Below are 11,125 nucleotides of genomic sequence, written 5' to 3'. Positions count from 1 at the left end.
AAGATAGACGGGATCGCGACGGTGTCAATGAGAACGCGCTCCTGCGAGTCGGGGCGGATTACATCCTGATCTGAACGCCGATTTCCACGGTTCGCTCGGGGGGAATGCGAAAATACAGTGCCGGGCTCATGCTGTTTCGCGACATGAAGCGGTACAGGAATTTCCAGAAGCGTGGCCGGGATTGGGGGAGAGCAGACTTTCCCGGCCCAGAAAATAGACCGCTTCCTCGGGATGCACAGCAAGGCCCGAGGCATTTGCATGCAGCAGGTCCAGAGGGATGTTCGGGGTTTCGGCAAATCCGTATCTGGCGATGATCCGGTACAGGCCGTGATCAAGCACCTTGAGCACGATGCGGTCCTGTGAGGGAATCCGGGGGACGGGTTCGGTTATGATCGAGAAGATCATGGTTTTTTCCGGCAGGGAGTGCGTCAGTCGGACATAGCGCGTCAGGAACGGGGGAATGCCCCGGGGCGAAGCCGTGAGGCACACAGCGCATCCCGGAATACGGCGTATTTCCGGCTGACGGAGCAGGTCGTCCAGCGTGCTTTCGGGCAGGAGCTCCGGTGCGAGACTGGTGCGGATGGTCGCGCGCCCTCGGGCCCAGATCATCATGCACAGGCAGATGGTTCCGGCAATGGTCAGGGGAATCCAGCCTCCGCCGTCCAGTTTGGCCAGATTCGTCAGAAAGAAGCCCAGATCGAACACGAGAAATCCGGCACAGATCAGGCCTGCGGTCAACATTCCGCGTCCCAGCGATTTTCTGAGGTAGGCGAAATAGAGCAGGGTGGTGATGACCATGGTGGAGGTGATGGCTATGCCATAGGCCCCGGCCAGATTGTCCGAGCTCCTGAATGCTGCCACCAGCGCAAGGCAGGCTGCAGCCATGAGCCAGTTGGCTTCGGGGCAATATATCTGTCCTTCGGAGGTGCTTGATGTGTGGAAGATGTGCACGCGGGGCAGGTAGCCGAGCTGGATGGCCTGTCGAGTCAGGGAAAACACGCCGGAGATCACGGCCTGCGAGGCGATGATGGTGGCGCAGGTGGATAGGCCCACAAGGGGCAGGATCAGGCTGCGGGGCGCAAGGGCATAGAAGGGGGAAGCCGTGGCTTCGGCGTTCATCATGAGCACGGCGCCCTGCCCGAAATAGTTCAGAACGAGGGCGGGCATGGCCACGAAATACCAGGCCAGCCGGATCGGTTTTGCTCCGAAATGGCCCATGTCCGCATACAGGGCCTCGGCTCCGGTCACGCAGAGCACGACCGCGCCCAGTACGATGGTGGATTCTCTGCCGTTTTCCGCAAAGAACCGCATTCCCCACATCGGATTCAGGGCTGCCAGAGTCTGGGGATGGCGCAGCAGGGCCATGATGCCCAGAATTGCGATGGCGCAGAACCAGACCAGCATGACCGGGCCGAATACCGCGCCGATGCGGCTGGTGCCGTGGCGTTGCACTGCAAACAGCGCGGCCAGAATGATGCAGGTCAGGGGCACCACGTATGCATCCGCCGCCGAAGTGGCCACGGACAATCCTTCCAGAGCGGAAAGCACGGAAATGGCCGGGGTGATGATGCCATCCCCGTACAGGAGTGCGGCACCGAACAGGGCTGCCGGGACCACCCATTTGCGTTGGTTTCGCCAAGATTCGGGCAAGACTGCGAACAGGGCGAATATGCCGCCTTCGCCCTGATTGTCCGCGCGCATCACGAACGCCACGTATTTCACGCTGATGACCGCGGTCAGCGACCAGAACACCAGCGAGAGCACGCCCAGCACGTTGTTCGGCGTGGCGGGCACGGCGTGAAAGCCGCTGAAGCACGCCTTGAGCGCATAGAGCGGACTGGTGCCAATGTCTCCGAAAACAATGCCAAGCGCGGCCAGAGACAGGGCGGCTGTGGACGATGTGTGCCTTTTTCTCATCTTGCCGGAAACTCTATCAGAGTCTGCCGTGTGGTGAAACCGGATTCTGTTCCGTGGGGTGAAGCTTCGGGTCGGACCTGCCGATAGGACGGGCAGACCGGTGACAAGGAGCGTTGCCATGCTGATGGAAGTTCATGAAGGACGGCTGTCCGCGCTATTCCCATGGATTGCGGAAGCGGAGGCCGGGGAATCGGAAGCAGATGTATCCGGGGATACCGTGCAATTGTCGGAAAAGGCTCTGCGTCTGTTTGAGGAAAGTTCGTTTGCGTCCATGGCGGACGGGACGTATTCCCTGAAGAGCATTGATCGGCGCATTGCCGTGGTGCAGGCCGAGATTGATCTGGTCTGGAATTCGGCTTTGCCCTGGGATGAAAAGAACCGGCAGGTTCAGGCCAAGGAAAACGAGATTGCCCTGCTTCAGGCCGGGCAGTTCACGTTTCTGAAATCGAGAATTTCAAGGATGGTGTAGGGGCGGGATTCTGTTATGCTGGAGGAACAAAGGTCCCTTGTGGTGTGACAAGTTGGTACGATTTCACTTCTTCAGGGCGCGTAGCCGCGCCGCTTCCGCCGTGCCAACCTGCAAGGTGAGGATTTCGCCCTTCCCGGGCGAGTTCATTTTTTTGTTGGGGCAAAAAAATAAACGAAAAAAAAGCCCCTTTGCACTGTGCTCCCGACTCCCTCGGGCAGGAACCAGTAGCGCCCTTTCGCCGGGCGATTGCGACGTTTCCTGCGGAAACCGCATCGCCCCGACTTCGGTCGCCTCGACTGGTTCCAAGCCCTCGCGAGCCGAAATTCGGTCAGAGTAAGGGACAGTATTCCAGATGTGACGAGCTCCCCCGGCCCAACCAACCTCCCACCGTTTCCCTTTGATCAAGGCATACGGTCCTGTGGCGAACGCACGGCAGAACAGCCTTGATCAAGTAGGAAACGCGCACGGCTGGGGCGATCCCAAAAGGCGGCTTTTGCATTCTTTTATCCGCCTTGGAATAAAAGAATGTCGCCCGGAAAGGGCGAAATCTTCACTGAACAAGCTGGCGCGCAGTCTAAGGCGAATTGCTTCGCCCGGCACGGCTGTCCAAGCTGGTACGGCCCCACCTCTTCAGGGCGCGTAGCCGCGCCGTTTTCGCCGTGCCATCCTGCAAGGTGAGGATTTCGCCCTTTCCGGGCGAGTTCATTTTTTTGTTGAGGCAAAAAAATAAACGAAAAAAAAGCCTCTACGCACTGTGCTCCCGCCTCCCTCGGGCAGGAACCAGTAGCGCCCTCTCGCCGGGCGATTGCGACGTTTCCTTCGGAAACCGCATCGCCCCGGCTTCGGTCGCCTCGACTGGTTCCAAGCCCTCGCGAGCCGAAATCCGATCTAAGTAAGGAAAACTGTTCCGGGCGTGACAGGTCGCCTCGGCTCTACCAAGCTCCCTCGGCCCAACCAACTCTCCACCGTTACCCTTTGATCAAGGCTTCCGTTCCAGTGGCGGACGCTCGGCAGAACAGCCTTGATCAAGTAGGAAACGCGCACGGCTGTGGCGATCCCAAAAGGCGGCTTTTGCATCCTTTTATCCGCCTTGGAATAAAAGGATGTCGCCCGAGAAGGGCGAAATATTCACTGAACAAGCTGGTGCGCAGTCTACGGCGAATTGCTTCGCCCGGCACGGCTGTCCAAGCTGGTACGGCCCCACCTCTTCAGGGCGCGTAGCCGCGCCGTTTTCGCCGTGCCATCCTGCAAGGTGAGGATTTCGCCCTTCCCGGGCGAGTTCATTTTTTTGTTGAGGCAAAAAAATAAACGAAAAAAAAGCCTCTACGCGGTGTGCTCCCGACTCCCTCGGGCAGGAACCAGTAGCGCCCTTTCGCCGGGCGATTGCGACGTGTCCTCCGGAAACCGCATCGCCCCGGCTTCGGTCGCTTCAACTGGTTCCAAGCCCTCGCGAGCCGAAATCCGATCCGGGTAAGGGACAGTGTTCCAGATGTGACGAGCTCCCCCGGCCCAACCACCTTCCACCGTTTCCCTTTGATCAAGGCCTCCGGTCCTGTGGCGAACGCACGGCAGAACAGCCTTGATCAAGTAGGAAACGCGCACGGCTGGGGCGATCCCAAAAGGCGGCTTTTGCATTCTTTTATCCGCCTTGGAATAAAAGAATGTCGCCCGGAAAGGGCGAAATCTTCACTGAACAAGCTGGCGCGCAGTCTAAGGCGAATTGCTTCGCCCGGCACAGCCCACAAAGCTGGTACAGCCCTATTTCTTCAGGGCGCGGGACGCGCCCTCTCCCGCTAGTCGTGCAAATGACAACTCACCCACCGATACGGGCCGAGATCCTTTCTGCGTGGTGCTTCCTTGCGGCAGATGTCCATGGCATGGGGGCAGCGCGGGTGGAAATGGCAGCCGGTCGGCGGATCGAGCGGGGACGGAATTTCCCCGGTGAGCGGGGTGAAGTCCACGCCGCGCTTTTCCAGACGCGGAACCTCGTTGAGCAGAGCTCTGGTATAGGGATGGAAGGGGGATTCGAACAGTCCCTCCACCGGCGAGACCTCCACGATGCGACCGAGATACATGACCGCGATGCGGTCCGAGATGTGCTCGACCACGCCGAGATCGTGGCTGATGAACAGGCAGGTCAGGTTCAGCTTTTCCCGCAGGTCCATGAACAGGTTCAGAATCTGGGCCTGAATGGACACGTCGAGCGCGGCAACGGATTCGTCGCATACCAGACATTCCGGCTGCATGGCCATGGCGCGGGCAATGCCGATGCGCTGGCGTTGGCCGCCCGAGAACTGGTGCGGATAGCGGTTCTTGTAGACCGGGTCCAGACCGCATTGGAGCATGATGTCATCCAGATACTCGTCCAGTTCCCGTTTCGTGGTCAGGCCGTGAAAGAGCGGGGCCTCGCCGATGATCTTGCGGACGCGCTTGCGCGGATTCAGGGAGGCGAAGGGGTCCTGAAAGATCATCTGCACGTTCATGGCGTATTCCAGAGCCGCCTTGCGATCCAGAGTGCTGACGTCGTGGCCCTTGTAGAATATCTGTCCCGAGGATTGGGGCAGGATGCCGCAGAGCATGCGGCCGAGGGTGGATTTGCCGCACCCTGATTCACCGACAAGGCCCACGACCTCGCCAGGCATGACGCGCAGCCGCACGGAATCCACGGCCCGGACGCGTTCCTCGCGCAGGCTGGAGCCGAGGGATTGGGCGATGCGTCCGGCAAAGTCCAGTTTCTTGACAAAGACCCGGCTCAGGTCCTGGCAATGGAGAAAAGGCGTTTCAGTCTGATTCATATGTCATATCCGCTGGGCGAAATGGTTGCAGAACAAGTTCCGTCTTACTGGTTGGGGTGGAAGCACAGCACGCGGCGGCCCGGGCCGTCCTCGACCATGGGTGGGGCCTCCAGACAGGCTTCGGTTGCCTTGGGACAGCGCATGCGGAACGCGCAGCCCTGCGGCAGGCTGATCAGGGACGGGGTCATGCCCGGTATCTGATAGAGCCGGGCATTGCGGCGGTTGCGGCTGGGTACCGACCCGATCAGGCCCTCGGTATACGGGTGCAGGGGGCGGTCCAGCACGTCTTCGACCGGGCCTTCCTCGATGATGGTGCCCGCGTACATCACGGCCACGCGATGGGCCAGTCCGGCAATGACCGTGAGATCGTGCGTGATCCACATCAGGGCCATGCCGGTCTGCTCGCAGAGCCGTTGCATGACCGAGAGAATCTGGCTCTGGATGGTCACGTCCAGTGCTGTTGTCGGTTCATCCGCAATGATGAGTTCCGGGTTGTTGAGCAGGCCCGTGGCAATGGCCACGCGCTGGCGCATGCCGCCGGAGAACTGGTGCGGGTAGGCCTTGATTCGTTCCTCGGGAGAGGGAATGCCCACCGAGGCCAGCGCCTTGATGGAACGTTGCAGAGCCTCGGCACGGCTGACGCGTTCGTGGGCACGGATTGCCTCGATCATCTGGGTGTCGATGCGCAGGACCGGGTTCAGGGTCATCATGGGGTCCTGAAAGATCATGGCCACATGGTCTCCCCGGAACGCGCGCCATTCCGCCTCGCTCTGGCCGAGGAGTTCCTTGCCCTTGAACTTGATGCTGCCTTCCACCACACGGCCCGGCGGGTCCACCAGTCCCATGATGGAAAAGCCGGTCACGGACTTGCCGCTGCCGGACTCGCCGACAATGCCGATGACTTCGCCCTTGTTCACGGTCAGGGAAATGCCGTCCACGGCGCGGGCCACACCGGCGCGGGTGAAGAAGTGCGTTTTGAGATCGTGTATTTCGAGAAGAGGAGTGCTCATCGTTTCAGCCTCGGGTTCAGAACGTCGCGGAGTCGGTCGCCCACAAGGTTGATGCATACGATCAGCACGAGCAGGGCCAGACCGGGGTAAAAGCTGATCCAGTAGTACCCGCTTTGCAGGAACTTGAATCCGTTGGAAATCAGCAGCCCGAGCGAGGGCTGGGTGATGGGCATGCCCAGTCCGAGAAAGGACAGGGTCGCCTCAAGGGCGATGGCGCCCGCCACCTTGACCGTGGATATGACGATCAGCTCGGGCGTGCAGTTGGGCAGCACATGGCCGAACATGACGCGGCGTTGTGGCAGGGCCAGACATTTGGCCGCTTCCACGTATTCCTTGTTGCGTTCCACGAGCACGTTGCTGCGGATGGCGCGGGCATAGTAGGCCCACTGCACGATGACCAATGCCAGCGTGATCTTGTCCACGCCCTTGCCCAGAATGGCCAGAAGTATGAGTGCCACGAGTATGGCGGGAAAGCTGAGTTGCAAATCCACCACGCGCATGATGAACGAGTCGGTCTTGCCTCCGACATACGCGGCCCACAGACCGATGGCTGCGCCCACGATCAGGGCGAGGATGGTGCTGACCACGCCCACGCCCAGACTGATGCGCAGGCCGTACATGATGGCACTGAGCATGTCTCGGCCCTGCGAGTCGGTGCCCAGATAGTAGGTGATGGATTCGTCCATGGACTTGGAGCCGGGTTCCAGCTTGGAGTCCATGATGTCGATGGCCATGAGGTCGTAGGGATTCTGGGGTGCGATGATCGGGGCGAGCAGGGCCAGTCCGATGATCGCGACCAGTATGACCAGTCCGATGGTGGCCACGCGGCTTTCGAAAAATTCCCGGACGGCTTCCAGCAGCAGGGAATCGCCCTGCACGGGGTGGTCGGTGTTCGGGGTGTTGGTTGCGGTGTCTGCCATGTCTGTTCCTAGCGCTGGTCGCCCAGACGTACTCTGGGGTCCAGAATCGAGTAGAGGATGTCCACGATCAGGTTGATGATGATGAACATGGTCACGGTGATGAGCAGGTAGGCCACGATGATGGGGCGGTCCAGCACTCCGATGGAGTCGATGACCAGCTTGCCCATGCCGGGCCAGGCAAAGATGGTTTCCGTGACAACGGCAAAGGCGATCAGGTTGCCCAGCTCCATGCCGAGAACCGTGACCACCGGGATCATGATGTTCTTCATGACGTGCAGGCCGATGATGCGGGTGTTGGAAAGTCCCTTGGCCTTGGCGAACTTCACGTAGTCCATCTGGAGGTTTTCCTGCACTCCGGCGCGGCTGAGCCGGATGGCCAGCGATGTCTTGAACAGGGCCAGATTCATGGCCGGGAGTATGAGGTGCTTGATGCCGTCCCAGGACAGGAAGCTCACCGGGATGCCGAACAGGTCCACGGTGTCGCCTCGTCCGCCCGAAGGCAGCAGGTCGAAGTGCACGGAAAAGATGATGATGAGCATGAGCCCGACCCAGAACGTGGGCAGACTGAAGCCCAGAATGGAAAAGCGCATGATGTTGCGGCCGATCCAGTTGTCGTGCTGGATGCCCGCGACCATGCCCAGAGGAATGCCCACGAACACGGCCATGAGCATGGCCGTGAAGGCCAGCTCCAGCGTGGCGGGCAGCCGCGTCAGGATGATCTTCAGGGCGGGTTCATTGTAGACGAAGGAATTGCCGAAGTTGCCGTGCAATGCGCCCTTGAGAAAGATGAAGTATTGTTCCCACAGGGGTTTGTCCAGACCCAGCGCCTTGACGGCGCGGGCGTATTCGGCCGGGGTGGCGTCCGGTGCGATCAGGATGTCCACCGGGTTGCCGATGTAGAATACGCCGACAAAGACCAGTACGGACATGACCAGCAGGACCACGGCGCTTTGCGTGATTCGGCGGATGAGAAAAGCGAGCATGTGGCTTGGCGCTCCAGAAGCCGGGGGGCGCGTCGTGCGCGCCCCCCGGAAGTTGATCGGTTGCGATGATTATTGAGCGATGCTGATTTCGCGGGACAGGGTGTAGCCGTCGGTGCGGCCATTGTATTCCAGACCCTTTTTCATGCCCCAGACATTGACCTGATAGTGGATGGGCACGATGCCGGTATCATTGATGCCGATTTCCGTGGCTTCGATGATCAGCTGATTGTGCTTGTCCGGATCGACCGTGACCAGAGCCTCTTCCAGCTTCTGATCCAGCACCGGGTTGGAGTAGCGGCCGCGGTTGGAAGCGCCGAAGCCCTTTTCCTTGTCATAGGTGTGGAGCAGGGAGGCGAGACAGTTGGACTGTTCACCGGTGTCCGTGGCCCAGCCCACGAGCATCAGGCTGAATTCCAGAGCCGAGGCTTTGCCGAAGTACACGGACTTGGGCATGGTGTTCACCTCGGTCTTGATGCCGATCTTGGTCAGCATCTGGGCAACGGCCTGAGCGATGTCCGCGTCATTCACGTAGCGGTCGTTGGGACCGTGCAGGGTGATGCGGAAACCTTCGGGATATCCGGCTTCGGCCAGCAGGGCCTTGGCGCCCTTGGGGTCATAGGGTTCGGGCTTCAGGTTGGTGCTGGTGCCCTCGTAGCCGTCCGGCACCATCTGGCTGGCGGGAACGGCCAGACCATCCATGATGCGGGCCGCAATGGCCTGACGGTTGATGGCCTTGGAAATGGCCTTGCGCACGCGGGAATCCTTGAGAGGGTTCCTGATCTTCTCGCCGTTGTTGCCCATCACCGTGGGCGTGTCGTCGCGGTCCGAGTCGAGGTGCAGATAGATCAGGCGGGTGGACGGAGACTTGGACAGGTGCAGATTCTCTTCCTTGCTCAGGTGCTTCACGTCCGCCGGGGGCACGAAGTTGATCAGGTCCACGTCGCCGGCCATGAGCGCGGCCACGCGGGTGCCGTCATTGGTAATGGGCTTGATGATGATGGTTTCCCAGGGAGACTTGTCGCCCCAGTAGTTGTCGTTGCGCGCATAGGTGATCTTGTCGCCGCGATCCCATTTGACCAGCTTGTAGGGGCCGGTGCCGATGCAGGCCACGCCCGAGTTGAAATCCTCAGTTTTCCTGCCTTCGGCGTTTTTCTTGGAAACGATGGGGAAGGCGGCCAGATTGCGAGGCAGCAGCGGGGCCGGATTTTCGGTGTGAAAGCGGATGGTGTGGTCATCCACGATTTCGATTTCCTTGATGGCAGTCACGAATCCGGTGAAGGAGGACGGGCTGTTGGGCACCTGAGGAATGCGCTCCAAGGTGAATTTCACGTCCTTGGCGGTGAACGGCGAGCCGTCATGGAAGGTCACGCCCTTGCGGAGCTTGAATTCCCAGACAGTGTCGCTGACCGGGGTCCAGGATTCGGCCAGCCCGGGTTCGAGCTTCTGCCGGTTGTCCTGCCGGATGAGCTTGTCGAAAACATACAAGGCCTGCATGTTGTTTGCAGAAACATTGTGAAAATGGGGATCGAGGGATGTGGGCTCTCCTTTGAGTCCCAGAGTCAGGGTCGAGGCCCAGACCGTGGAGGTGCCCACCAGCAGCAAGGCCAGCAGAGTGATGGCAGCCAGTAACTTGTTCCGCATGAATCTCTCCTTGTTGTTTTACGAAATAGTCCGTAAATATCGCATGATTTCGTCTAAAAATCAATACGGTGCCGGTTTATGGGCGATAGCCGGGTGTTTTTCCGGAATAATTCGTTTTTTCGGTGGAATTTGCGTATAAGCCGCACTTCATTCTCGTTTTGAGCCGGGCTCTCATGCCGACGGAGGAATGAATTCATGGAACGGATTGAAAAGTACCTTTTGGATAATGAATCCGGAATGTTCGACCTGCTTGAAAGGCTGGTGCGCATCAACAGCCACACAGCGAACAAGGCGGGAGTGGATCGTGTTGCCGACGCGGTGCAGGCCGAATTGGAGGGGATGGGACTGCTGGTCAGGCGCATTGAAAACGACGAGGTCGGCGATTATCTGGTTGCCGAGACCCCGGAGCGCGCCAATGGCGGCGGAGCCATGCTGTGCGGGCACATGGACACCGTGTTCCCTCCGGAAATGGGCTTTGACTGTTTCGTGCGCGAGAACGGCCTGATCAAGGGGCCGGGCGTGTATGACATGAAGAGCGGCATCGTGTGCGGAATATATGCGCTCAAGGCACTGGATGCGGCTGGATTGCTCAAGGGGCGGTCCGTGGCATTCGTGCTGAATTCCGATGAAGAGACCGGGTCCATCCGGTCGCGGCATACCATTATCGAGGAAGCGGAAAAGAGTGATTTCTGTTTTGTCATGGAAGGCGCGGAGCTGAATGGCGAAGTGGTGACCGGTCGCAAGGGGCGGACCACGTTTTCCCTCGAGGTGCAGGGAAGGCCGTGCCATGCCGGAGCCTGCCCCCTGCCCAAATCCAGTGCGGTCATGGAGCTGGCGCATCGGATTCTGGAGCTTGAAGCCCTGAACGATCCCGATGCCGGAACTTCCCTGAATGTCGGCGTGATCGAAGGTGGAGTGGGCGTGAACACGGTTCCGGCTCAGGCTCGGGCCATGGTGGAATTCCGGTTTGTCGAGGAACGGCTCGGCGAGGAGCTGTGGGCAAAGGTGGAACGCCTTGCCGCGTCTCCGGTCACGCCGGGAGTGACCGGCCGCGTGGAACGGCTTGCCGGACGACCGTCCATGCAGACCAGTCAGGCGATCATGGATTTGTATGCCGTGGTCCAGGAAACCGCCGACAGGCTCGGCCTGTCAGTGGACAACGTGTTTCGCGGGGGCGGATCGGATGCGAATTTCGTGAGCCGGACCGGAATCCCTGTGCTGGATGGTCTCGGCCCTGCCGGGGATCATTGTCATACCCCGGACGAATACATGGTGGAATCGTCCATGGTGGAGCGGACATTGCTGACCGCCGTGGCCCTGCACAGGGCTTTCGAGCGGTTTGGCGGTTAGTGGAGGAAAGTTGAAAACGCCCCCGGCCGGAAGGTCGGGG

9 protein-coding genes are annotated in these 11,125 nt (G+C 60.0%); 2 read left to right on the top strand and 7 right to left on the bottom strand.

Annotated features, from left to right (window positions below; translation table 11 throughout):
• Positions 1–58 precede the first annotated feature (58 nt).
• Positions 59–130 (bottom strand): hypothetical protein, encoded by a 72-nt coding sequence (locus tag MPN23_RS17195; RefSeq protein ID WP_424450071.1) that lies wholly within the window; start codon positions 128–130, stop codon positions 59–61.
• Positions 127–1,917 (bottom strand): potassium transporter Kup, encoded by a 1,791-nt coding sequence (locus MPN23_RS06810; RefSeq protein ID WP_243546945.1) that lies wholly within the window; start codon positions 1,915–1,917, stop codon positions 127–129. The genes MPN23_RS17195 and MPN23_RS06810 overlap by 4 nt, the downstream gene beginning before the upstream one ends.
• Positions 1,918–2,035: 118 nt before the next feature.
• Here MPN23_RS06810 and MPN23_RS06805 point away from each other — a divergent pair, with 118 nt between their 5' ends.
• The gene (locus tag MPN23_RS06805) at positions 2,036–2,386 is read left to right on the top strand and encodes a hypothetical protein (RefSeq protein WP_243546944.1); all 351 of its coding nucleotides are present in this window, start codon (positions 2,036–2,038) and stop codon (positions 2,384–2,386) included.
• Between the two features lie 1,793 nt (positions 2,387–4,179).
• On the opposite strand, the gene MPN23_RS06800 is transcribed toward MPN23_RS06805, so the two are convergent.
• The 5 genes from MPN23_RS06800 to MPN23_RS06780 form a co-directional block, all read right to left on the bottom strand.
• On the bottom strand, positions 4,180–5,181 hold the full coding sequence (locus MPN23_RS06800) for an ABC transporter ATP-binding protein (RefSeq protein ID WP_243546943.1): 1,002 nt from the start codon (positions 5,179–5,181) through the stop codon (positions 4,180–4,182).
• 44 nt (positions 5,182–5,225) lie between these two features.
• Positions 5,226–6,191, bottom strand: coding sequence for an ABC transporter ATP-binding protein (locus MPN23_RS06795; protein WP_243546942.1), 966 nt, complete (start codon positions 6,189–6,191; stop codon positions 5,226–5,228).
• Entirely contained in the window at positions 6,188–7,111 is a 924-nt protein-coding gene (locus MPN23_RS06790) for an ABC transporter permease (protein WP_243546941.1), read from the bottom strand. Before MPN23_RS06790 ends, MPN23_RS06795 begins: the two co-directional genes overlap by 4 nt.
• Positions 7,112–7,119: 8 nt before the next feature.
• Positions 7,120–8,094 (bottom strand): ABC transporter permease, encoded by a 975-nt coding sequence (locus MPN23_RS06785; RefSeq protein WP_243546940.1) that lies wholly within the window; start codon positions 8,092–8,094, stop codon positions 7,120–7,122.
• A gap of 69 nt (positions 8,095–8,163) precedes the next feature.
• Positions 8,164–9,735, bottom strand: coding sequence for an ABC transporter substrate-binding protein (locus tag MPN23_RS06780; protein ID WP_243546939.1), 1,572 nt, complete (start codon positions 9,733–9,735; stop codon positions 8,164–8,166).
• 195 nt (positions 9,736–9,930) lie between these two features.
• Between MPN23_RS06780 and MPN23_RS06775 the strand changes: the two genes are divergently transcribed.
• Positions 9,931–11,085 carry a M20 family metallopeptidase gene (locus MPN23_RS06775; protein ID WP_243546938.1) on the top strand — a complete coding sequence of 385 codons (1,155 nt, stop codon included), beginning with the start codon at positions 9,931–9,933 and terminating at the stop codon, positions 11,083–11,085.
• The last annotated feature ends 40 nt before the right edge of the window (positions 11,086–11,125 follow it).

Source organism: Pseudodesulfovibrio tunisiensis, from assembly GCF_022809775.1.
GTDB classification, from domain to species: domain Bacteria; phylum Desulfobacterota; class Desulfovibrionia; order Desulfovibrionales; family Desulfovibrionaceae; genus Pseudodesulfovibrio; species Pseudodesulfovibrio tunisiensis.
The sequence above is the reverse complement of the archived record's forward strand: the minus strand, read 5'-3'. Positions and strand labels throughout refer to the sequence as shown.

Bases quoted from the DNA above. Each gene is read 5' to 3' on its own strand.
- MPN23_RS06790 (WP_243546941.1), bottom strand. From the start codon at position 7,111: ATGGCAGACACCGCAACCAACACCCCGAACACCGACCACCCCGTGCAG.
- MPN23_RS06805 (WP_243546944.1), top strand. From the start codon at position 2,036: ATGCTGATGGAAGTTCATGAAGGACGGCTGTCCGCGCTATTCCCATGG.
- MPN23_RS06795 (WP_243546942.1), bottom strand. From the start codon at position 6,191: ATGAGCACTCCTCTTCTCGAAATACACGATCTCAAAACGCACTTCTTC.
- MPN23_RS06775 (WP_243546938.1), top strand. From the start codon at position 9,931: ATGGAACGGATTGAAAAGTACCTTTTGGATAATGAATCCGGAATGTTC.
- MPN23_RS06780 (WP_243546939.1), bottom strand. From the start codon at position 9,735: ATGCGGAACAAGTTACTGGCTGCCATCACTCTGCTGGCCTTGCTGCTG.
- MPN23_RS06810 (WP_243546945.1), bottom strand. From the start codon at position 1,917: ATGAGAAAAAGGCACACATCGTCCACAGCCGCCCTGTCTCTGGCCGCG.
- MPN23_RS06800 (WP_243546943.1), bottom strand. From the start codon at position 5,181: ATGAATCAGACTGAAACGCCTTTTCTCCATTGCCAGGACCTGAGCCGG.
- MPN23_RS06785 (WP_243546940.1), bottom strand. From the start codon at position 8,094: ATGCTCGCTTTTCTCATCCGCCGAATCACGCAAAGCGCCGTGGTCCTG.